The 21,530-nt window shown below is 73.5% G+C and carries 19 protein-coding genes; 11 read left to right on the top strand and 8 right to left on the bottom strand.

The window, feature by feature from the left end:
- Positions 1 to 236: 236 nt before the first annotated feature.
- The 7 genes from O7609_RS19320 (at position 237) to bla (ending at position 9,934) form a co-directional block, all read left to right on the top strand.
- Positions 237 to 2,282: an alpha-1,4-glucan--maltose-1-phosphate maltosyltransferase gene (locus O7609_RS19320; protein WP_269743959.1), complete on the top strand. Its 2,046-nt coding sequence runs from the start codon at positions 237 to 239 to the stop codon at positions 2,280 to 2,282.
- The gene (gene treS / locus O7609_RS19315; protein WP_269735740.1) at positions 2,269 to 4,092 is read left to right on the top strand and encodes a maltose alpha-D-glucosyltransferase; all 1,824 of its coding nucleotides are present in this window, start codon (positions 2,269 to 2,271) and stop codon (positions 4,090 to 4,092) included. Before O7609_RS19320 ends, treS begins: the two co-directional genes overlap by 14 nt.
- 262 nt (positions 4,093 to 4,354) lie before the next feature.
- Positions 4,355 to 5,806 carry a maltokinase N-terminal cap-like domain-containing protein gene (locus O7609_RS19310; protein WP_443072167.1) on the top strand — a complete coding sequence of 484 codons (1,452 nt, stop codon included), beginning with the start codon at positions 4,355 to 4,357 and terminating at the stop codon, positions 5,804 to 5,806.
- Entirely contained in the window at positions 5,803 to 8,196 is a 2,394-nt protein-coding gene (gene glgB / locus O7609_RS19305; protein WP_269743958.1) for a 1,4-alpha-glucan branching enzyme, read from the top strand. The genes O7609_RS19310 and glgB overlap by 4 nt, the downstream gene beginning before the upstream one ends.
- Positions 8,197 to 8,264: 68 nt before the next feature.
- Entirely contained in the window at positions 8,265 to 8,477 is a 213-nt protein-coding gene (locus O7609_RS19300; protein WP_269735742.1) for a dodecin, read from the top strand.
- Between the two features lie 57 nt (positions 8,478 to 8,534).
- The gene (locus O7609_RS19295; protein ID WP_269735743.1) at positions 8,535 to 8,999 is read left to right on the top strand and encodes a protein-tyrosine phosphatase family protein; all 465 of its coding nucleotides are present in this window, start codon (positions 8,535 to 8,537) and stop codon (positions 8,997 to 8,999) included.
- A complete protein-coding gene (bla, locus tag O7609_RS19290) occupies positions 8,996 to 9,934 on the top strand; it encodes a class A beta-lactamase (protein ID WP_269743957.1) in 939 nt (312 codons plus the stop codon). The genes O7609_RS19295 and bla overlap by 4 nt, the downstream gene beginning before the upstream one ends.
- A 12-nt stretch (positions 9,935 to 9,946) precedes the next feature.
- Here bla and O7609_RS19285 read toward each other — a convergent pair whose 3' ends face one another.
- A complete protein-coding gene (locus O7609_RS19285; RefSeq protein WP_269743956.1) occupies positions 9,947 to 10,510 on the bottom strand; it encodes a Uma2 family endonuclease in 564 nt (187 codons plus the stop codon).
- Between the two features lie 65 nt (positions 10,511 to 10,575).
- Positions 10,576 to 11,388 (bottom strand): putative protein N(5)-glutamine methyltransferase, encoded by an 813-nt coding sequence (locus O7609_RS19280; protein ID WP_269743955.1) that lies wholly within the window; start codon positions 11,386 to 11,388, stop codon positions 10,576 to 10,578.
- Between the two features lie 214 nt (positions 11,389 to 11,602).
- Between O7609_RS19280 and O7609_RS19275 the strand changes: the two genes are divergently transcribed.
- Complete coding sequence (locus O7609_RS19275) at positions 11,603 to 12,934, top strand: molybdopterin-dependent oxidoreductase (protein WP_443072166.1); 1,332 nt, start codon at positions 11,603 to 11,605, stop codon at positions 12,932 to 12,934.
- Positions 12,934 to 13,398, top strand: coding sequence for a hypothetical protein (locus O7609_RS19270; RefSeq protein WP_269735746.1), 465 nt, complete (start codon positions 12,934 to 12,936; stop codon positions 13,396 to 13,398). Before O7609_RS19275 ends, O7609_RS19270 begins: the two co-directional genes overlap by 1 nt.
- Here O7609_RS19270 and O7609_RS19265 read toward each other — a convergent pair.
- Together O7609_RS19265 and O7609_RS19260 are read right to left on the bottom strand one after the other, a co-directional pair.
- A complete protein-coding gene (locus tag O7609_RS19265; protein WP_269735747.1) occupies positions 13,373 to 13,807 on the bottom strand; it encodes a hypothetical protein in 435 nt (144 codons plus the stop codon). The two genes, O7609_RS19270 and O7609_RS19265, sit on opposite strands and share 26 nt — an antisense overlap.
- Positions 13,797 to 14,591 carry a class I SAM-dependent methyltransferase gene (locus tag O7609_RS19260; RefSeq protein ID WP_269743954.1) on the bottom strand — a complete coding sequence of 265 codons (795 nt, stop codon included), beginning with the start codon at positions 14,589 to 14,591 and terminating at the stop codon, positions 13,797 to 13,799. Before O7609_RS19260 ends, O7609_RS19265 begins: the two co-directional genes overlap by 11 nt.
- Positions 14,592 to 14,960: 369 nt before the next feature.
- Here O7609_RS19260 and O7609_RS19255 point away from each other — a divergent pair, with 369 nt between their 5' ends.
- Positions 14,961 to 15,662: a helix-turn-helix domain-containing protein gene (locus O7609_RS19255; RefSeq protein ID WP_269743953.1), complete on the top strand. Its 702-nt coding sequence runs from the start codon at positions 14,961 to 14,963 to the stop codon at positions 15,660 to 15,662.
- A 208-nt stretch (positions 15,663 to 15,870) separates the two neighbouring features.
- Positions 15,871 to 17,250: a hypothetical protein gene (locus O7609_RS19250; RefSeq protein WP_443072265.1), complete on the top strand. Its 1,380-nt coding sequence runs from the start codon at positions 15,871 to 15,873 to the stop codon at positions 17,248 to 17,250.
- A 94-nt stretch (positions 17,251 to 17,344) separates the two neighbouring features.
- Here O7609_RS19250 and O7609_RS19245 read toward each other — a convergent pair whose 3' ends face one another.
- The 4 genes from O7609_RS19245 to O7609_RS19230 are packed head-to-tail and all read right to left on the bottom strand — an operon-like array spanning position 17,345 to position 21,388.
- Entirely contained in the window at positions 17,345 to 18,103 is a 759-nt protein-coding gene (locus tag O7609_RS19245; protein WP_269735751.1) for an SDR family NAD(P)-dependent oxidoreductase, read from the bottom strand.
- A 2-nt stretch (positions 18,104 to 18,105) separates the two neighbouring features.
- Entirely contained in the window at positions 18,106 to 19,083 is a 978-nt protein-coding gene (locus O7609_RS19240; protein ID WP_269735752.1) for an alpha-ketoacid dehydrogenase subunit beta, read from the bottom strand.
- Positions 19,080 to 20,084 carry a thiamine pyrophosphate-dependent dehydrogenase E1 component subunit alpha gene (locus tag O7609_RS19235; protein WP_269735753.1) on the bottom strand — a complete coding sequence of 335 codons (1,005 nt, stop codon included), beginning with the start codon at positions 20,082 to 20,084 and terminating at the stop codon, positions 19,080 to 19,082. The genes O7609_RS19240 and O7609_RS19235 overlap by 4 nt, the downstream gene beginning before the upstream one ends.
- Positions 20,081 to 21,388 (bottom strand): MFS transporter, encoded by a 1,308-nt coding sequence (locus O7609_RS19230; protein WP_269743951.1) that lies wholly within the window; start codon positions 21,386 to 21,388, stop codon positions 20,081 to 20,083. The genes O7609_RS19235 and O7609_RS19230 overlap by 4 nt, the downstream gene beginning before the upstream one ends.
- Positions 21,389 to 21,530: the final 142 nt, after the last annotated feature.

Here is a 21,530-nt window from a genome sequence, read left to right as displayed (position 1 = left end):
GGACCGCCGTGGAGGACCCGGCACCCGACATGATCACTCTGGGTTTCGGACTACCTACGAGTAGTTCACACGTCCGTGGCATCCAGGGAGTGCGGCATGGGCAGGTAATCCACCTGCGCGACGAGACGCCCGGCCGAGTGAACGCGGGCAGGGGCGGCCATGGCCGCACGCCCTCCGGCCGCCGTAAAGCGGATACAAAGTACAAAATCCCTTCCCTCGACCATAGGTGAGAGCCCATGATCGGTCGCATTCCCGTCCTGGATGTCCAGCCACTCGTCGAGTGCGGGCGCCGCCCCGCCAAGGCGGTGGTGGGCGAGACGTTCCAGGTGTCCGCCACCGTCTTCCGGGAAGGGCATGACGCGGTGGCCGCCAACGTCGTCCTGCGCGATCCGAGCGGACGCAGCGGCCCGTGGACCCCGATGCGGGAACTGGCCCCCGGCACCGACCGCTGGGGTGCGGAGGTGACCCCGGACGCCGAGGGCCGCTGGACGTTCGTGGTGGAGGCGTGGAGCGACCCGGTGGGCACCTGGCTGCACAAGGCGGGCCTCAAGGTGCCGGCGAACGTCGACGTCGAGCTGGTGTTCGCCGAGGGGGCGCAGCTGCTGGAGAAGGCGGCGGGCGAGGTGCCCAAGAGCGAGGGCCGCGCCGTCGTCCTGGACGTCGTGGACGCCCTGCGCAACACCGCGATGCCCGACGCCGAGCGGCTGGCGGCGGCCCAGGACGAGGAGCTGGCCGGGGTGCTGCGGCGGCATCCGCTGCGCGAGCTGGTCACGGCCTCCCGGGCGATGCCGGTGCAGGTGGAACGGCGGCGGGCGCTCGTCGGCTCCTGGTACGAGATGTTCCCGCGCTCGGAGGGCGCCGTCGTCGCGAAGGACGGCGAGCCGCGGCGCTCGGGCACGCTGCGGACGGCGGCCGAGCGGCTGCCCGCCATCGCGGCGATGGGCTTCGACGTCGTCTATCTGCCGCCCGTTCACCCGATCGGCTCGGCCTACCGCAAGGGCCGGAACAACGCCCTGACGGCCGGGCCGAAGGACGTCGGCTCACCGTGGGCGATCGGCTCCGCGGACGGCGGACACGACGCCATCCACCCGGACCTGGGCACCTTCGCCGACTTCGCGCACTTCGTCGAGACCGCCCGCGACCTGCGCATGGAGGTGGCCCTGGACTTCGCGCTCCAGGCCTCCCCCGACCACCCGTGGGTCACCGAGCACCCGGAGTGGTTCCGCCGGCAGGCCGACGGCACGATCGCCTTCGCCGAGAACCCGCCGAAGAAGTACCAGGACATCTACCCGATCCACTTCGACAACGGCCTCAAGGCCTACCGCGGCCTGGTCGCCGAGACGCTGCGGGTGCTGCGCTTCTGGATGGAGCAGGGCGTGCGCATCTTCCGCGTCGACAACCCGCACACCAAGCCCGTCCGCTTCTGGGAGAAGGTGATCACCGAGATCAACCGCACCGACCCGGACGTCATCTTCCTGGCCGAGGCCTTCACCCGGCCCGCGATGATGCGGGCACTCGCCCAGATCGGGTTCCAGCAGTCGTACACCTACTTCACCTGGCGCAACGACAAGCGCGAGCTGACGGAGTATCTGACCGAGCTCTCCCAGGAGACCGCCGCCTACATGCGGCCGAACCTCTTCGTCAACACGCCCGACATCCTGCACGCCTACCTCCAGCACGGCGGACGGGCGGCCTTCGAGGTGCGGGCCGTGCTCGCGGCCACGCTCTCCCCCACCTGGGGCGTGTACTCCGGCTACGAGCTGTGCGAGAGCGCGGCCGTGCGGGAGGGCAGCGAGGAGTACCTGAACTCGGAGAAGTACGAGCTGCGCCCGCGCGACTGGGCGGCGGCCGAGCGCGCGGGACGCTCGATCGCCCCGCTGCTCACGACGCTGAACCGGCTGCGCCGCCGGCACCCCGCGCTGCAGCAGCTCCGCTCGCTCCACTTCCACCACACGAACAACGAGCAGATCATCGCGTACTCCAAGCGCAGCATCGAACCCTACGCCGACTCAGTGTTGGTCGTGGTGAACCTCGATCCGTACCACACCCACGAGGCCACGGTGTCGTTGGATACGGGACAGCTCGGACTGACCGCGGCGCAAGAGAGCGGCGCCGAGCCGTTCCCGGTGCGCGACGAGCTCACCGGCGAGACCTACCACTGGGGCAGGGACAACTACGTGCGACTGGAACCCGGGCGGCCCGGCTCCCCGGCCCCGGCCCACGTTCTGACCCTGCGACCGTCCTCACCGACCGGAGGGTCACCCAACGATGAGCGTCAATGAGCCCGTCCCCGACACGTTCGAGGACACTCCTGCCAAGGACCGCGACCCCGAGTGGTTCAAACGTGCCGTCTTCTACGAGGTCCTGGTCCGCTCCTTCCAGGACAGCAACGGCGACGGCATCGGCGATCTGAAGGGCCTCACCGCCAAGCTCGACTACCTGCAATGGCTGGGGGTCGACTGCCTGTGGCTGCCGCCGTTCTTCAAATCGCCGCTGCGCGACGGGGGCTACGACGTCTCGGACTACACCTCCGTCCTTCCCGAGTTCGGTGACCTGGCCGACTTCGTGGAGTTCGTCGACGCCGCCCACCAGCGCGGCATCCGCGTCATCATCGACATGGTGATGAACCACACCAGCGACCAGCACGAGTGGTTCCAGCAGTCCCGCACGGACCCCGAGGGCCCCTACGGCGACTACTACGTCTGGGCGGACGACGACAAGCGGTACGCCGACGCGCGCATCATCTTCGTCGACACCGAGGCGTCCAACTGGACCTTCGACCCGGTCCGCAAGCAGTACTACTTCCACCGGTTCTTCTCGCACCAGCCGGACCTCAACTACGAGAACCCGATCGTGCAGGAGGAGATGATCTCCGCCCTGCGGTTCTGGCTGGACCTCGGCATCGACGGGTTCCGGCTGGACGCCGTGCCGTACCTGTACGCCGAGGAGGGCACCAACTGCGAGAACCTCCCCGCCTCGCACAACTTCCTCAAGCGGGTGCGGGCCGAGATCGACGCCCACTACCCCGACACGGTGCTGCTGGCCGAGGCCAACCAGTGGCCGGAGGACGTCGTCGACTACTTCGGGGACTACGCCAAGGGCGGCGACGAGTGCCACATGGCGTTCCACTTCCCCGTCATGCCGCGCATCTTCATGGCGGTGCGGCGCGAATCCCGGTACCCGGTCTCGGAGATCCTGGCCAAGACGCCCGCGATCCCGTCCGGCTGCCAGTGGGGCATCTTCCTGCGCAACCACGACGAGCTGACGCTCGAAATGGTGACGGACGAGGAACGCGACTACATGTACGCCGAGTACGCCAAGGACCCGCGTATGCGGGCCAACATCGGCATCCGGCGCCGGCTCGCCCCGCTGCTGGACAACGACCGCAACCAGATCGAGCTGTTCACCGCCCTGCTGCTGTCCCTGCCCGGCTCGCCGATCCTGTACTACGGCGACGAGATCGGCATGGGCGACAACATCTGGCTCGGTGACCGGGACGCGGTCCGCACCCCGATGCAGTGGACGCCCGACCGCAACGCCGGGTTCTCCTCCAGCGACCCGGGACGGCTGTACCTGCCCGCGATCATGGACCCGGTCTACGGGTACCAGGTCACCAACGTCGAGGCGTCGATGAGCTCCCCGTCGTCGCTGCTGCACTGGACGCGCCGCATGGTGGAGATCCGCAAGCAGAACCCGGCGTTCGGCCTCGGCGAGTACACCGAGCTGCCCTCCAGCAACCCGGCCGTCCTCGCGTTCCTGCGTCACGTGCGGCTGGAGAGCGGCGAGGAGGACCTCGTCATGTGCGTCAACAACTTCTCCCGCTTCCCGCAGCCCACCGAGCTGGACCTGGGGCCGTGGCGCGGCCTGCACCCGGTGGAACTCATCGGCGGCGTGCGCTTCCCGGCCATCGGCGACCTGCCGTACCTGCTCACCCTCGGCGGGCACGGCTTCTACTGGTTCCGGCTGCGCCGCCGGCCCACCCACGCGACGGCGCCCGAGCTGACCCGGTCCGCCGAGTCGGTTCCGCCCGCCGCACCGGTGGGCCCCGACACCCCCGGCGTCCCCGTCCGGCCCACCTCGCCGATGCGCTGACGCCCCCTCGGGTCCGTCCCTCCCGACCGGGGAGGGACGGACCCGCCCCGGCGAAGGCCCCGGACCGGGGCGAATCCGCAATACCAGGACTGGACCGGTTACGTCCCCATCGCCGCAGGCACATGTAGAGACACCCGTGCGGCCCAGTGAGCGCATCCTCCGCACGGTCGATCTCCCGCAACACGTCCCGCACAGCCGGACAGCCGATGCCGCATTCCGGGACACTCTGCCTACGTTTCGTGTGCCCGGGGGAAGGAATCCATTGACCGCGACGCCGGACGGCGCCTCGCTCCGCACCACCCTGCTCACCGGCAGCGGGGCGGGACCCGAGCTGCTGCGCTCGCTCAGCCCCATACTGACCCACTGGCTGCCCCGGCAGCGCTGGTTCGCCGGGAAGGGACGGGCGCTGGACGGCCTGACCCTCACCGCCGCCACCGAGCTGCTCCCCTGTCCGGGCACCGGAAGCGGCAGCGGCACCGGGCGGAGGCCGGGGCTGCTGCACCTCCTGCTCACCGCGCACCAGGGCGAGAGCGCCGACTGCTACCAACTGCTGCTCGGCGTCCGCGACGTGCTGCCGCCGGCGCTGTCCCCCGCCCTCATCGGACGGCCCGCCTCCGGCCCGCTCGCCGGACGCGCCGTCTACGACGCCGTCCCCGACGCCCGGCTCACGGCCGTCCTGCTGGAACGGCTGCGCACCCCCGGCAGGCTCGGCTCGCTGCGCTTCGTCCGCGAGGAGGGCACCGTCATCCCCGGGCAGCTGCCCGCCCGCCCGCTGCGCGCCGAGCAGTCCAACTCCTCGCTCGTCTACGGCGACCGGCTCATCCTCAAGCTGTTCCGGCGGGTCAGCCCCGGGCTCAACCCCGACCTGGAGCTGCCCCTCGCCCTCGCCCGCACCGGGTGCGCCCGCGTGCCCGCCCCGGTGGCCTGGATCGAGGCCGAGGCGGACGACCCCGTCACCCTCGCCGTCCTCCAGCCCTACCTGCCCGGCTCCAGCGACGGCTGGCGGCTCGCCCTGCACGCCCTCCACCGGCAGGCCGACTTCACCGGCGCCGCCCGCACCCTGGGGCGGGCCACCGCCGAGGTCCACACCGCCCTGGCCACCGCCCTGCCCACCACCGAGCTGCGCGGCGCCCCGCTGGCCTCGCTGGCCGGGGACATGGCGGCCCGGCTCAAGGTCGCCTGCGACGCCGTACCCCAGCTCCGCCCTTACCGCGCCGGGCTGCGGGAGGCGTTCGCCGCCGTGGACGACCTCGCGCACTCCGGCCGCGGCTGCCCGGTGCAGCGCATCCACGGCGACCTGCACCTCGGCCAGGTGCTGCGCACCGCGGGGGACACCGAGGGCCGGTGGTCCCTGATCGACTTCGAGGGGGAACCCGCCAAGCGGCTCTCCGAGCGCCGCCGCCCGCAGCCCGTCCTCCAGGACGTCGCGGGGATGCTGCGCTCCTTCGACTACGCCGCCTGCCAGCGCGGCGCCACCCCCTTCGCCCGCGACTGGGCGGAGGCCACCCGGGACGCCTTCTGCGTCGGCTACGCCGAGGGCAGCGGCACCGACCCCCGTGAGCACACCGCCCTGCTGCGCGCCTACGAGACGGACAAGGCCGTCTACGAGGTGCTCTACGAAGCCCACCACCGCCCCGACTGGCTCCCCATCCCGCTCGCCGCGGTCCGTCGCCTCGCACAGACCCCGCGTTCCCCCAGGAGGACACTCTCGTGACCCCCCGCCCCGAGGTTCCCGACACCTTCCGCTCCGCACCCCCCTCGGCGTCGTCGGCGTCCAGGGCGGCGAAGACCCCCCGGACCGGCACGGGCGGCGAGGCCGCCACGGACGGCAAACCGGCCACGGACGGCCAGGCCGCCCCCCGGCCCCGCACCCCGGCTGCCGAGGAGGTGCCCGCCACGCCGCTGGCCGTGCGCGTCGCCCCCGCGCTGGACGAGGGCGAGCGCGCCCGGCTCCTCGCCGGAGCCCACCACGACCCGCACGGACTGCTGGGCCTGCACCCGGCCGCCGACGGCCACGTGGTACGCGTGCTGCGCCCCTTCGCCCGCAGCGTAACGGTCGTGACACCGGACGGCTCGGCCCAGCTCCCGCACGAGGCGGACGGGCTCTTCGCCGGGCTGCTGCCCGGCGCGCGGCCCTCCGGATACCGGCTGCGGGTCGCCTACGAGGGCGGCGCGGTCGTGGAGTCCGAGGACGCCTACCGCTTCCTGCCCACCCTCGGCGAGCTGGACCTGCACCTCATCGCCGAGGGCCGCCACGAACAGCTCTGGCAGGCGCTCGGCGCCCACCCGATGACGGTCGACGGCGTCGCGGGCACCCGCTTCACCGTCTGGGCACCGGGCGCGCTCGGCGTGCGGCTCGCCAGCGACTTCAACTACTGGGACGGCACCGGCTGCCCCCTGCGCTCCCTGGGCTCCAGCGGGGTGTGGGAGCTGTTCCTCCCCGGCGTCGGCGAGGGCACCCGCTACAAGTTCGACGTCCACGGCCCCGACGGCGTCCGCAGCCTGCGGGCCGACCCCATGGCCCGGCGCACCGAGTGCCCGCCGGACACGGCCTCCGTCGTCACGTCCTCGACGTACGCGTGGCAGGACGCCGAGTGGCTCGCCCGCCGGGCCGCCCGCCCCGTCCACACGTCCCCGTTCTCGGTCTACGAGGTGCACCTGCCCTCCTGGCGCCCCGGGCTCGGCTACCGGGAGCTGGCGGAACAGCTCCCGCGCTACGTCAAGGACCTCGGCTTCACCCACGTGGAGCTCATGCCGGTGTGCGAGCACCCGTTCGGCGGATCCTGGGGGTACCAGGTCACCGGCTACTACGCCCCCACCGCGCGGCTCGGCGGCCCCGACGACTTCCGGTACCTCGTCGACGCCCTGCACCGCGAGGGCATCGGCGTCCTCATGGACTGGGTGCCCGCCCACTTCCCCAAGGACGACTGGGCCCTCGCCCGCTTCGACGGCACCCCCCTCTACGAGCACCCCGACCCCCGGCGCGCCGAACACCCCGACTGGGGCACCCTGGAGTTCGACTACGGCCGCACCGAGGTCCGCAACTTCCTCGTCGCCAACGCCGTGTACTGGTGCGAGGAGTTCCACATCGACGGGCTCCGCGTCGACGCCGTCGCCTCCATGCTCTACCTCGACTACTCGCGCGAGTACGGCGACTGGGCGCCCAACGAGCACGGCGGCCGGGAGAACCTGGACGCCGTCCGGTTCCTCCAGGAGATGAACGCGACCGTCTACCGGCGCTGCCCCGGCGTCGTCACGGTCGCCGAGGAGTCCACCGCCTGGGACGGCGTCACCCGGCCCACCCACGAGACCGGCCCGCACGGCGTCGGCGGCCTTGGCTTCGGGCTGAAGTGGAACATGGGCTGGATGCACGACTCCCTCGTCTACGCCTCCAAGGAGCCCGTCCACCGCAAGTACCACCACAACGAGATGACGTTCTCCATGGTGTACGCCTACAGCGAGAACTACGTGCTGCCCATCTCGCACGACGAGGTCGTCCACGGCAAGGGCGCGCTCGTCGCCAAGATGCCCGGCGACTGGTGGCAGCAGCGCGCCAACCACCGCGCCTACCTCGGCTACATGTGGGCCCACCCCGGCAAGCAGCTCCTCTTCATGGGGCAGGAGTTCGCCCAGGGGGGCGAGTGGCGCGAGGACCAGGGCCCCGACTGGTGGCTCCTCGACCCCGCCTACTCCGCCCGCGGCGACCACGCCGGCGTGCAGGACCTCGTCCGCGACCTCAACACCGTCTACGCGGCCACCCCCGCCCTGTGGGAGCGCGACACCCAGCCGGCCGGCTTCGCCTGGATCGAGGCCGACGCCGCCGACGACAACGTCTTCGCGTTCCTCCGGTACGCCGCCGACGGCAGCCCCCTGCTGGCCGTCAGCAACTTCTCCCCCGTCGTCCGCCACGACTACCGGCTCGGCGTGCCCGACGGCGTCCCCGCCTGGCGGGAGGCCCTCAACACCGACGCCGCCCGCTACGGCGGCTCCGGCGTGGAGGTGCCCGAGCTGGTCAGGAGCGAGCCCGTGACGTCCCAGGGCCGCCCCGCCAGCATCGCCCTCACCCTCCCGCCCCTCGCCACCGTCTGGCTCCGCCCGGCCTGAGCTCCGCTCGCGGGTCGTCCTCCCCTGGGGCACCGTGGATGGGAGCCACGGAATACGGAGGACGACCCATGAGCGAGCACACCTACCGGGTGACGGAGATCGTCGGCACTTCGCACGAGGGCGTCGACGCGGCCATCCGCAACGGCGTCGACCGCGCCGCCCAGACCCTCCACGGCCTCGACTGGTTCGAGGTCACCGAGGTGCGCGGCAACATCGCGGACGGCCGCGTGGAGCACTTCCAGGTCGGCCTCAAGGTCGGCTTCCGCCTCGACGAGTCCTGACCCGCGCCACAGCTCGGCCGGGGTTTCCCGACCGCGGTCGGCGAGCAGCCTGGGTGCATGGAAACGCGGGCGGGAGTGGGGAGCGATACGTGGGAGCCCGGGGACGCCGGGGTGCTCCGGCTGCCCTCGGGGCTGCTCGTCCGCGGGCGCGGGCTGCGCAAGCCGGCGCCACCGGGGCCGGAGCCCCGGTTCGGCGTGTATCTGCTCGGCAGGGAACCGCCGCCGACCACGTGGGAGGCCCGCTGGGTGCCGTGGCCGGACTTCCGGCTGCCGAGGGACCCGTTGCAGGCCCGGATCCTCTTCGAGGAGGTGTTGGCGCGGGCCGCCACCGAGCGGGTGGAGGTGGCCTGCGGAGGCGGAATCGGGCGGACGGGCACGGCGCTGGCCTGCGTGGCCGTGCTCGACGGCGTCCCGCCCGGTGAGGCCGTCGACTACGTCCGCCGCCACTACCACCCCCGCGCGGTGGAGACCCCCTGGCAGCGCCGGTTCGTGCGCCGCTTCGGCCCGGAGGAGGAGCGTTGACGGGGAGGGATTCGGCGGTCCGGCCGTCGCGCCGCAGGGTGCTGGCGCTCGGCACGGGCACGGCGCTCGCCGCCGCGCTCGCCCCGGCCCCGGCGGGGGTCGCTGAGGCGTCGTCACCGCCCGAAGGGTCCGCCCTCGGCAGGCGGCTGCGGGCGCTGGAGCGGGAGCACTCCGCCCGGCTGGGCGTCTTCGCGCGCGATCTGGCCACCGGCAGGACCGTCGTCCACCGGGCGAACGAGCGCTTCCCGATGTGCTCGGTGTTCAAGACCCTCGCAGCGGCCGCCGTCCTGCGGGACCTCGACCGGGACGGCGCGTTCCTCGCCCGGCGCGTCCGGTACACCCGGGAGTGCGTCGAGCGGGCGGGCTACGCGCCCGTCACCGGCGAGGAGGAGAACCTCGCCCACGGCATGACGGTCGCCGAGCTGTGCGCCGCCGCCGTCAGCGAGAGCGACAACGCCGCCGCGAACCTCCTGCTGCGCGAGCTGGGCGGGCCCACGGCCGTCACCCGGTTCGCCCGGTCCGTCGGGGACCGCCGGACACGGCTCGACCGTTGGGAGTCGGAGCTGAACTCCGCCGAGCCGTGGCGGGTCACCGACACCACCACGCCGAGGGCCGTCGGCGGGTCGTACGCGCGCCTCGTCCTCGGTGACGCGCTCCGGCGCCCGGACCGGGACCTGCTCACCGGCTGGTTGAAGGCCAACACGACGAACCGTCAGCGCTTTCGCGCGGGGCTCCCCGCGGACTGGGTCCTGGCCGACAAGACGGGCGGCGGCTCCGACTACGGGGTGGCCAACGACGTCGGCGTCGTCTGGCCGCCGGGCGCCCCGCCGATCGTCATGGCCGTGCTGACGACCAGGCCCACCCTGCCCGAGGGCCCGAACGACAGCGCGCTGGTCGCCGCGACGGCCGCGCTCCTGGCCGACGCCCTCGCCTGAGCCTCCCCCGGCTCAGTCCCGGGGGAAGCGGTCCGTTTGGAGGACCAGGCCCAAGACCGTGTCCGTGAGGTCGAGCGGCTCGCCGAAGTCGGCGGTGATCTGCGTGCCGTACGCGCCGTCCTTGGGGTGGACGTACACGTGGCAGCGGCCCACGTACGGGTCCGCGATGAGGTACACCGGCACCTTCGCGGCGGCGTACGTCCGCAGCTTGGGGCCATAGTCGTTGGCGGCCGTCGCCTCCGAGACGACCTCCAGCACACCTTCGAGGTCGTCCGGCGACAGGCGCTCCTTGGCGTCGGCCTCCGCCCCCGCCCGCACCTTCGTGAGGTCGGGGGCGAAGCCGTTGAAGCCGGGGAAGTCGACCCGAACACCGGAGTCGATGTCCTCGTTGCGGCCGTGGTGCTTTGCGAGCTGGAGCGCCACACCGAGGATGATCCGCTGGTGCGCTCGCGTCTTCGGCGCCATGTGGATGGCCCCGTCGACGATGTCGAGCGTGTACCCCTCGGGAGTCGGCATGCGTTCCAGGCGCGCGAAGAGATCGTCCAGAATCTGTTCATCGACGGTGTCGTCCGCCATGCCGCCCCTTCCAGGACCGCTGGATCGCACTGTCGCGTGGCTCAACGGGGAGCGTCGTGCACGGGTCACGCCGCTCCCTCGGGAGCCGTGCCGGTCACGACGGTGGCGTAGAGGTCGGGGCAGGTGTGGACGCGGGGCGTCAGGCCGTGCCCGGTGAGGAGGGCGACGGCGGCCGGGGTCTGGTGGTCCGTGGTCTCGGCCAGGAGGACGCCGCCGGGGGCCAGCCAGGCGGGGGCTTCGGCCGCGAGGCGGCGCAGGACGTCGAGGCCGTCGGAGCCGCCGTCGAGCGCGGTGCGCGGCTCGTGGAGGCGGGCCTCCGGCGGGAGCAGGGCGACCTCGTCCGTGGGGACGTAGGGGACGTTGGCCGTCAGGAGCTCCACGCGGCCGCGGAGGCCGGGCGGCAGGGGGGTGAAGAGGTCGCCCGTGTGGGCGTGGCCGCCGTAGGGGTCGAGGTTGCGCCGGGCGCAGCGGACGGCGGCGGGGTCGAGGTCGGCCGCGTGCAGCTCGGTGGGGGCGACGGCCGCTCCGAGCGCGGCGCCGACGGCTCCGGAGCCGCAGCACAGGTCGAGGACGACGGCGGGGCGCCCGGCTGCGGCGAGCGCCTGCCGGACGAGGAACTCGGTGCGGCGGCGCGGGACGAAGACGCCCTCGTCGACGGCGATCCGCAGACCGCGGAACTCGGCCCAGCCGAGCACGTGTTCGAGCGGGAGCCCGGAGGCGCGCCGGTCCACCAGGGCGGTGAGGTGGGCGGGGTTACGGGCTGCGGTGGCCAGCAGCGCGGCCTCGTCCTCGGCGAAGACGCAGCCGGCGGCCCGGAGGCGGGTGACGATCTCGGGCGACGGGAAGGGCGGTGGGGAGTACGCGTACGCGGGGCGCATGGTGACTGCCTTTCGGGGTACCGAAGGGCGCTCTCGCGGTCGCGCTCCTCACACGCGGAGAGGTGGCGAGAGCACCCGGCCTGCAACGGCGGTAATGGGTCCCACCTCCTCGTTCCGTGCTTGATCCGGTCAGCGTACCGGCCGCGTGTGTCGCAGGGGTGCGGGGGCTCGGCGTGGTTAGCGTCGGGCGGGGCCATTGCCGCCGGAGGGTGCCATGCAGCAGGACGAGGGGCGACGAGACGACGAGCCGTCAGGGCACGGGACGACGAGGGAGGAGTCCGGACGAGGGAGGCACCGGGGGCCGCGGCGGGCGCCGCCGGGGCCGACGCGGCCGGGGTTCTGGCGGTCCCCGGTGCGCGGGGTGCGGTTCACCTCGGTGCTGGGTGTGGTGCTGCTGGTCGGCGTTCCGGTGCTGTTCCTGACGGGGTTGCTGTCGTACGCGGCGTACAACCCCGATCTGCGGGGCAACGACACGACGCCGGACCGGGGCTGGCTGGGCTTCTACCTGTTCGCCTGGCCCACCGACCCGCACTGGCTGTACCGGCTGACCCAAGGGGTGCACGTGACGCTGGGCATCGTGCTGATCCCGGTGCTGCTGGCGAAGCTGTGGTCGGTGATCCCGAGGCTGTTCGTGTGGCCGCCGCTGCGGTCGCTCTCCCACGCCCTGGAACGGCTGTCGCTGCTGCTGCTCGTCGGCGGTGCGCTGTTCGTCTTCGCGACCGGCGTGCTCAACGTGCAGCTGGACTACGTCTTCCCGGGCTCGTTCTACCCGCTGCACTTCTACGGTTCGTGGGTGTTCGCCGCGGCGTTCGTCGTCCATGTGGCCTTTCGGATTCCGGTGGTGGTGCGGGCGCTGCGGGGAGGGCGGCGGGCGGAGTACGCGGAGGAGAGCGCGGGGCTGGCGACGCCGCGTCCTGCGGCCGCGACGGTCTCGCGGCGGGGTGCGCTGGGGCTGGTGGGGGCGGGGTCGGTGCTGCTGTTCGCGGTGACGGCGGGCCAGTCGCTGGGTGGGTCGCTGCGCAGGACGGCGCTCCTCGCACCGCACGGGCAGGACACCGGGCCGGGGCCGAACGGCTTCCAGGTCAACAAGACGCCGGCGGCGGTGGGCATCCGGGCCGAGGAACTCGGTGACGGCTGGCGGCTGGTCGTGCGGGGCCGGGGGCGGGAGGAGGTGTTCACGCGGGCGCGGCTGCTGGAGCTGCCACAGGACGAGGCGTCGCTGCCGATCGCCTGCGTGGAGGGCTGGTCGACGGTGGACCAGCGGTGGGGCGGGGTGCGGCTGACGCGGCTGGCAGCGCTGGTGGGGTACGAGGAGGCGGAGGCGGCGCCCGGGGTGTTCGTGGAGTCGGTGCAGCGGCGGGGGGCGTTCCGTTCGGCGTCGCTGCGGGACAACCAGGTGCGCGATCCGCGCTCGCTGCTGGCGCTGCGGGTCAACGGCGCCGAGCTGTCGCCGGATCACGGGTATCCGGCGCGGGTCATCGTTCCGGCGGCTCCAGGTGTGCACAACACCAAGTGGGTGACGCGGCTGACGTTCGGGGAGGTCTGATGCGCGGGCTGTTCCGGCGCCGGTACGGGGCCTCGCCGCTGCATCTGCTCGTGGTGCTGGCCTCGTTCGCGCTGACGATGTACGCGGGAGTGCGGCTGCTGGACGGGGACACGGTCGGCGTCCTGGTGTGGTTCGTGGGCGCGGCGCTCCTGCACGACCTGGTCTTCCTGCCGCTGTACGGAACCGTCGACCGGGTGGGGCGCGGCGTGCTGCGGGTCCCGCCGCGCGGGGTGGTCAACTTCGTCCGGGTTCCGGCGTTCCTGTCCGGGCTGCTGCTGCTCACCTGGTATCCGCTGATCCTGGGCCGGGTGGACCACTTCACCCGCTACACGGCGCTGCCGGACGACGTCTTCCTCGGGCGGTGGCTGCTGATCAGCGCCGTCCTGTTCGGCGCCTCGGCGCTGGCGCTGGTGCTGCGCACCTGGTGGCGCGCGCTGTTCAGCGGCGCGCCACCGCGAGGTTGACGAGGTAGCGCTCCTCGACGTGGCCGTCGGGGAAGAGGCGGGCGAGCCGGGCGCGCTCCTCGGCGAGGAAGGCGTGGGCGGCCTCGGCGCCGCGGACCAGGAACGCCGAGTGGCTGCCGAGGTTGGCCAGGTGGCGGTCGAGCGTGACGCGGCGGGCCCAGCGGAGCCGGCGGGTGGCCCAGGGCAGGGTGTCCGGGAGGTCGCGCAGCGGTGCCCCCGCGTCGTGACCGGCGCTGTCGTCCTCGCCGAGGAACCGGGCGATGCGGGCGTGCTGGTCGGCGAGCCAGCCGTCGGCGGCGTCGAAGTGGTTCCACCACAGGGCGAGGGCTCGCGGGGCGGCGGTCGCGGTGCCGTGCCGCCGCGTCCCGCCCGCCCCGCGCACCGGCGTGCCGGGTGCCTCAGCCGGCAACGGGCGCCTCGTCGTGCGGCCGCTCCTCGCGGGTGGCGACCACGAAGGCGAAGGTGTCGGAGAACTCCAGCTCGCCGGCCGGGTACCGCTCTTCGATCTCCTGGACGCCGGCGGCGAGCTCGGCGTCGGGGAAGGAGGAGAGGACGGACATCCAGCGGCCCTGGACCAGCCGCGTCCACTCGTCGCGGTCCAGCCGCACCGGGTAGGCGCCGTGGTCGACGGTGGTGGTCAGGCCCGCGTCCTGCAGGATGCCGGCCAGGGCGGCCGGCTCCGGCTGGCGCTCGGCGAAGCGGTCGAGGGCGGACTGGAACAGCGGGTAGCCGATCTTCGGCGGCAGCGTGACGATGACGATGCGCCCGCCGGGGGCGAGCAGCTCGGCGAGGCCGGTGAGGGTGCGGCCGAGGTCGGCGAAGTGGTGCACGGCCTCCTTGATGAGCAGCCCTCCCAGGGGAGCGTCGCCGGGCAGCCGGACGGCACCGGAGGCCAGCTCCTCGGCGGTGGCCCGCAGGGGGCGCAGCCGGGGGTCGTCGGGGAGCCGGTCGAGCATCGCCTGGGACGGGTCTACGCAGGTGATGGGGCGGTCGGGGGCGGCGTAACGTTCCATCAGGCGCTGCAGGAACAGTCCTGTTCCCGCGCCGATGTCGGCGAGGGGGCGGCCAGGCGCGAGGCTCAGCCGCCGGTGGATCTGCTCCTCCATCCAGTCCACGTACTCCTGGCGTCTCGCCCAGTTGGCGTCGTAGGCGGCGGCCAGATGCTCGTAGTGGTGCTCCAGATCCTTGTCCACGTGGTCGCGGTCCTTCCCGCGCGCGGGCTTCGCCCCCGCGCTGGTGGTGGCTGCGGCTCGTCCGTGGCCGCTTCTACCCCCGATGCGACCCCGCACAACCGGGGGCGCGGCGAGAGTGGCCGAAATGCATGGGCACCGGGCCGGCCCTCGGACGGGTCCACCGGCCGTCTCCCACTTTGCCCGCTGCGGAGGGCTGCCGCCGACGGCCGGACGTGGATACGGTGATCTTGGAAGGCGCGGGGAGTGCACCGCCGGGTGATGAGCCGGTCCGGGGCCCGCCGCCGGCCCCGGCTAGAGCTTTCTACAATTTGTTGATTCAGGGGTTCACACTGTTGGTTACTCGCAGTTACTGGTCTTAACGTTGCGGGAATGCACGCACGACCGCCCTTCGATGCCGCGAAAGCCCGCCGGCTGCGGGAATCCCTCGGCATGACCCCGGCCCACGTCTCCTACGGCATGTGGGCCGCCTTCGGGCTACGGATCACCCCTGAGACGATCGCCGCCTGGGAGCTCCAGGAGGAGACACCGAACGAGACGGAGCTGGCAGCGCTGGCCGGAGCGCTGTGGTGCTCCCCCGCCGACCTGCTGGGCACACCCCGCACCCTGCACGAATACCGCCTGGTCAAGGGCGTCGCCCTGTCCGACGTGGCGCTCCAGGTCGGCATGCCGACCGCCCAGTACGCGGAGGTGGAGCGCACCGGCACCTGGACCGGCAACGAGCAGCAGGCCGCCACGCTCGCGGCGATTCTCGGCCTGTCCGTGCGCACCCACACCGAGCTGACCGGCAAGGACCGCAAGCTGCGCGAGCACCTGCGCAGCGCCGCCGGCTCCCGCTGGCAGGCGTACGTACGGCCGGTGCACAAGCTGCTGCCCGCACTGGACCGCCCGACGGTCGAACGGGTACTCGAGCGCCTCAACGACGAGTTCCACAAGCGGAGCTTCTCCTCGCTGAGCTGGATCGACACCTCCACGGAGACGGGCAGCAACTCGGTGGACGCCGGCCGGCAGTTCCTCGACGAGGTCGGCGAGCACTTCTGGGCCCACCTCGAAGCCCTGCACCCGGGCCGCTGAGCCGGGCGCGGGGCCCGGTGGCGGGCCGGGCCCCGAAGGCGCCGAACGGGTTACCGTGGGGGTACGCAGGCCCCGACGACGGCCGTGTGGACGCCGCGGGGCGGTCGCCCCGAGGAGTTGCGCCATGACCTCCGCCCCGTCAGCCCCGTCGACGCTCCGCGCCCGCCCCGGCCGTGTCCGGGCGCCCGCGCCGTCCCCGCTTCCGGCCCTGCGGGCCCCCTCACCCCCGGCGGCCCTGACCGGCCTGTTCGCCGTACTGGCCGTGCTGGCCGTCCTCGTCACCGCGGTGGGGGCGGCACCGGCCGCCGCGGCACCGGCCGCGCCCGCGCAGGGCGTCGGCACGGTGGCCGAGGAGCTGCGGCAGGACCCCGTCTACGTCCACCCCGAGGCCCGCGACGAGCTGTCCCGCGGTGACGAGTCCGCGCTGGAGGAGCGGATCGAGCGCGCGGACAAGCCGGTCTTCGTCGCCGTGCTTCCGCAGTCCGAGGAGTTCCCGCCGGACACCGTGCTGGCGGACCTGCGGGCGCTCACCGGCGTCACCGGGCTGTACGCCGTCCAGCTCGGCGACCGGTTCAGCGCCGGGGCGGACGACCAGGTGATGTCCCGCGACGCCGTGCGCAACCTGGAGGGCGCCGTCGAGCGGGACCAGGACGACGCCACCGCGCAGCTCACCGCGTTCGTCGACCAGGCGCTGCCGCAGGTCAGCGGGCAGGCGCCCGCGTCCTGGGACGAGGGCGGGCCAGGCGACGCGGGCTCCGGCGCGGCGGGGCTGCTGACGCTCGGCGGGCTGCTGCTGGTCGGCGGCGCGGGCTTCGTCGCCCTGCGGCGCCGCGCCGACCGGCAGCGCGAGCGGCGCGAGCGCGCGGACCTGGAGAAGCTGCGCGTCGTCGTCGACGAGGACATCACCGCGTTCGGCGAGGAGCTGAACCGGCTCGACTTCCACCCCGGCGAGGCGGGCGCCACGGACGCCATGAGCACGGACTACACCCGGGCGCTGGACGCCTACGACGCCGCGAAGGACCGCATGGAGCTGGCGCGTGGCCCCCGGGACGTCCAGCCGGTGACGGAGAAGCTGGCCGAGGGCCGCCTCGCCCTGGCCACCCTGGACGCGCGGCGCACCGGCGAGCCGCTGCCGGAGGAGGAGCGCAGGCCGTGCTTCTTCGACCCCCGGCACGGCCCGTCCGTCACCGATGTGGAGTGGGCCCCGCACGGCGGCGCCCGTCGGCCGGTGCCGGCCTGCGCGGCGGACGCGGCGCGGCTCGCGGAGGGCGAGGAGCCGGCCGCCCGCATGGTGGAGACGGACGGCGGCCGGCAGCCGTACTGGAACGCCGGTCCCGTCTACGGGCCGTGGGCGGGCGGCTACTTCGGCGGCGGGCTGCTGCCGGGCATGCTCATGGGCACGATGCTCGGCAGCATGATGACGGCACCCGGCGCCTACGGCTACGGCTACGGCGACGGCACGGGCCCGGCGGGCGGCGACGTCTCGGGCTCCGACTTCGACTCCGGCGACTTCGGCGGCGACTGGGGCGGCGGTGGCGACGTCGGCGGCTTCGGCGGCGGGTTCGGCGGGGACTTCGGCGGCTTCTGACCCGCGGCCCCCGGTGCGGTGCCGGGCGTCCCCACCCGCGTCGGGGGCCGCCGGCCCGGCCGCGCACGGGTCGGTGCACGGCCGGGCGGGTGCGTCACTGCGCGGTCCAGCCCCCGTCGACGGCGAGCGCCTGGCCGGTGACGTAGGCGGCCTCGTCGGAGGACAGCCACAGGATCGGCCCCGCGACCTCCTCGGGCTGGCACAGCCGGCCGAGGGGGATGTTGCGCAGGTAGAACGTGTCGGCCGACGGCCCCCGGTCGCGGCGCGCCTGTTCGAGCATCGGGGTGAGCACCGGGCCCGGGCAGACGGCGTTGACCCGGATGTTCTGCGGGCCGTAGTCGACCGCCGCGTTCCGGGTGAGGCCGACGACGCCGTGTTTGGCCGCCGTGTAGGGGGCGGCGTTGAGGTAGCCGATCACCCCGGCGATGGAGGAGACGTTGACGATGGCGCCGCCGCCCCGCTCCAGCATGGCGGGCACCTGGTACTTCATCGACAGCCACACGCCCTGGAGGTTGGTGTCGACGACGCGCCGCCAGTCCTCCGCCCCGAACTCGTGCAGCTTGCGCCCCGACCCGGGGGCGCCGGCGTTGTTGCAGGCCACGTGCAGGGCGCCGTGCCGGTCGAGGACGGTGTCCACGAGGTCGGACATCTGCTTCTCGTCGGTGACGTCGGCCGGGCAGGCGTCCGCGCTGCCGCCCTCCGCCTCGATGAGCGCGACCGTCTCCTTGAGCGGCTCGGGCCGACGGCCGCTCAGCACGACCCGCGCCCCCTCCCGGGCGTAGGCGAGGGCCGCCGCCCGGCCGATGCCGGTGCCACCTCCGGTGACCAGCACGACCCGGTCCTGAAACCGCATGACTACTCCTTGATCAGTTGTTCGACGGACTGCTGGATGGATGCCGCGTCGGGCAGCACCCTGGGCTCCAGCGCGGGGCTGGCCGGGTAGGGCACGCCCAGCGAGCCCAGACGGACGACGGGGGCGCGGAGTTCGGCGAAGACCGACTCGGTCACCGCGGCGGCGATCTCCGCGGTGGGGCCGTAGCGCACCCAGGACTCGGTCACCACGACGGCCCGCCCGGTCCGGCGCACCGAGTCGGTGAGCGTGCCCAGGTCGAGCGGGCGCAGCGAGCGCACGTCGACGACCTCGGCCTCCACGCCCTGCTCGGCCAGCCGCTCGGCGGCGGTCAGCGCCTCCCCCACCATGCGGGACAGGGCCAGCACGCTGACGTCCCGGCCGGGCCGGACGACCCGGGCGGTGCCCAGGGGCACCACGTGCTCACCGGAGGGCACCGGGCCCTCGGTGCCGTACAGCAGCTTGTGCTCGACGAGCACCACCGGGTCGTCGCCGCGCAGGGCGGCGGTCAGCAGGCCCTTGGCGTCGGCGGGCGTGCTCGGCATGACGGTGTGGATGCCGGGGAGGTGCGCCGTCCACGCCTCCAGCGACTTGGAGTGCTGCGGACCGGCGTTGACGCCCGCGCCGCCCTGCGTGCGGATCACCAGGGGCACGCGCACCTGGCCGCCGTAGGCGAACGGGAACACCGAGGCGGCGTTGGCGATGCTGTCCAGGGCGAGCGTCATGAAGTCCGTGTACATCATCTCGACGACGGGCCGCAGACCGCTCATGGCCATGCCGACCGCCGCACCGACGATGCCGTTCTCGGAGATCGGGGTGTCCATGACGCGCTCGGCGCCGAACTCCTCCAGCAGGCCGCGCGTCACGGAGAAGACACCGCCGTAGACGCCGATGTCCTCGCCCAGCAGCACCACGCTCTCGTCGCGCCGCATCTCCTCGCGCAGGGCGGCGTTCAGGGCTCCGCTGTACGTCATGCGCGTCATCGCGCACCTCCCTCGTCCCAGGCCGCCGCGTAGGCGAGCAGTTCCTCCGGGTCCGGCCAGGGGCTCGCCCGGGCGAAGTCGACGGCGTCGGCGATCCGCCGTGCCGCGTCGGCCGCGGCCCCGGCGAGAGCCTCGGCGGGGACGCCGCGCTCGCGCAGCCGGGCCGCGGCGCGTTCCAGCGGGTCGACGTAGCCTTCCCACTCCTCGTCCGGCCGGTAGCCGCCGCGGTCGGAGCCGGAGAAGGCGCTGTCCCGGAAGGTGACGGCCTCGACCAGCGTCGGTCCGTCGCCCGCGCGGGCGCGCTCGGCCGCCTCCGCGACGGCGTCCCGCACCGCCTCCGGGTCGCCGCCGTCGACCTGGCGGCCGGGCATGCCGAACCCGGCGGCCCTGCGGTGCAGTTCGGTCTCGCGAACGTGCCGGTCGAGCCGGACGCTGAGTCCGTAGCCGTTGTTCTCGACGAGCACCACGACGGGGAGCCGCCACAAGGCCATCATGTTCAACGCCTCGTTGAACGCACCGGAGTTGACGGAGCCGTCGCCCGTCATGCACAGGGTCACGCGCGCGTCCCCGGCCCGGCGCTGGGCGGTGCCGTGGCCGACCGCGAGCAGCAGCGAGTGGCCCACGATGCCCGAGGGGCCGAGGAGCCCGTGCTCCCGGTCGCCCACGAGCATGTGGCCGCCGCGGCCCCGGCACTGGCCGTCGGCCCGGCCCATCATCTCGGCGAAGGTGCGGCCCAGGGGGAGCCCGAGTCCGACGTAGAGCGAGTGGGGGCGGTGGGTTCCGGTCACGATGTCGCCCCGCTGGAGCGCGGCGGTGGCGCCGATGCCGACGGCCTCCTGGCCGACGCCGAGGTGCATCGGGCCGCGGACGAGGCCCTCGGCCACCAGGCGGGGCAGGGTCTCGTCCATGTGTCGGGACAGGCACATCCGGCGGTAGAGCTCCAGGAGCGGGACGGTAGGCGGGTGGAGGGACGGTTCGGGGCTGGGTGTCTGCGGGTTCACAACGCCTTCTGCAGGGTGAGGGGCTTGGTGTCCGGACGCAGCCTGCGGCGCACCGGACGGGTCAGGGCCAGCCCGCCGGCCAGCCCGGCGACGCCGAGGGCGGCACACGTCCACCAGAGGGCGTCCGGCCCCACGGAGACGTACAGCTGTGCTCCCAGGGGCGGTCCGAGAAACTGGGCGGCGGCGAACGACCAGCCGAACGCGGCCTGGTAACGCCCCTGGGCGTGGTCGGGGGCCAGGTCGGCGACGAGCGAGCCGACGAAGCTCGCCGCGCCGATCTCGCCGAGCGTCCAGACGACGACGGTGATCAGGTATTCGGGTACCGAGTCGGCCAGCCCGGTGCAGGCGATGCCGACGCCGAACACCAGCCAGGAGACGGACAGGACGGTGAGCCGGTCGTAGCGTTCCAGCCAGGCGCTCAGCAGGGGCTGGCTGACGCCGATGATCACCCCGCTGGCCAGGAACACCGAGCCGTAGACGGTGCTGCTGAGGCCGTCGTCCTTGATGGCCAGGGGCAGGCCGACGGTGATCTGCGCGGCGACCACGCCGTTGACGAGGTTGAGACAGATGAGGGCGAGCAACAGCCGGTCGCGCAGCACGCCGGACCGGGAGCCGTCCCCGCCGGGGCCTTCCCGGCCCCCGACCTCCTCGCCGGCGGGGTTCCGGCCCTCGGCGTCCCGCGGTCCCCCGGCCGGCGCGTGCGGACCGACGCGGCGGCCGAAGAGGCGGCCGAGGGGGCGGCGGCGTACCGTTGCGCCCGCCGGCCGGTCGTCCGGCAGGAGGGTGGCGGCGACCACCGCGAACGCGGCCGTCGTGACGGCCTGGACGACGAACAGGAGCCAGTAGCCGTGCCGGGCGAGCAGCCCGGCGACGAGTCCGCCCAGGGCCACACCGAGGTTGACGGCCCAGTAGACGAGACTGTAGGCACGGGTCCGGTCGCCGGCCGCGACGACCATCGCCACCAGGGCCGCGGCGGCGGGACGGTAGATGTCCACGACGAGGCCGACGAGCAGGCCGGCCGCGAGGGTCGCGGGGAGCCCGGTGGCCATGCCGAGCAGGGCGATGGCGACGGCGCTCGTGGCCAGGCCGGTCACCAGCGCGAACCGCGGCCCCCACCGGTCGGCCAGGACGCCGCCGAGGGGCTGCGAGAAAAGCCCCCCGAGACCGACGGCGCCGAGCACGAGTCCGGCGTCCCCCGATGACAGTCCGCGATCTCCGAGATAGAGGACCAGAAAGGGGACGACCATGCTGCCGATGCGATTGATGAACTGCCCGGCGAAAACGACCCAGAAACTTCGTGGCATTCCGCCGAAGCGGGCTGCGCCCACAGCGGATAACCGGCGCATGCCGGATCTCATGGATTCCCCCAACATAGCTGGTCAGAGGCCGAACTCACCCCGGTCGAGAGACCGTCTCCCCGTACCCGACCCTACAAGGAGGAATCAG

The sequence above is a fragment of the Streptomyces sp. WMMC1477 genome, assembly GCF_027460245.1.
Taxonomy (GTDB): Bacteria; Actinomycetota; Actinomycetes; order Streptomycetales; family Streptomycetaceae; genus Streptomyces.
This window is presented reverse-complemented; position numbering and strand designations above follow the sequence as displayed.

Bases quoted from the DNA above. Each gene is read 5' to 3' on its own strand.
- O7609_RS19320 (WP_269743959.1), top strand. From the start codon at position 237: ATGATCGGTCGCATTCCCGTCCTGGATGTCCAGCCACTCGTCGAGTGC.
- treS (WP_269735740.1), top strand. From the start codon at position 2,269: ATGAGCGTCAATGAGCCCGTCCCCGACACGTTCGAGGACACTCCTGCC.
- O7609_RS19300 (WP_269735742.1), top strand. From the start codon at position 8,265: ATGAGCGAGCACACCTACCGGGTGACGGAGATCGTCGGCACTTCGCAC.
- O7609_RS19295 (WP_269735743.1), top strand. From the start codon at position 8,535: ATGGAAACGCGGGCGGGAGTGGGGAGCGATACGTGGGAGCCCGGGGAC.
- O7609_RS19285 (WP_269743956.1), bottom strand. From the start codon at position 10,510: ATGGCGGACGACACCGTCGATGAACAGATTCTGGACGATCTCTTCGCG.
- O7609_RS19280 (WP_269743955.1), bottom strand. From the start codon at position 11,388: ATGCGCCCCGCGTACGCGTACTCCCCACCGCCCTTCCCGTCGCCCGAG.
- O7609_RS19275 (WP_443072166.1), top strand. From the start codon at position 11,603: ATGCAGCAGGACGAGGGGCGACGAGACGACGAGCCGTCAGGGCACGGG.
- O7609_RS19270 (WP_269735746.1), top strand. From the start codon at position 12,934: ATGCGCGGGCTGTTCCGGCGCCGGTACGGGGCCTCGCCGCTGCATCTG.
- O7609_RS19255 (WP_269743953.1), top strand. From the start codon at position 14,961: ATGCACGCACGACCGCCCTTCGATGCCGCGAAAGCCCGCCGGCTGCGG.
- O7609_RS19245 (WP_269735751.1), bottom strand. From the start codon at position 18,103: ATGCGGTTTCAGGACCGGGTCGTGCTGGTCACCGGAGGTGGCACCGGC.
- O7609_RS19240 (WP_269735752.1), bottom strand. From the start codon at position 19,083: ATGACGCGCATGACGTACAGCGGAGCCCTGAACGCCGCCCTGCGCGAG.
- O7609_RS19230 (WP_269743951.1), bottom strand. From the start codon at position 21,388: ATGCCACGAAGTTTCTGGGTCGTTTTCGCCGGGCAGTTCATCAATCGC.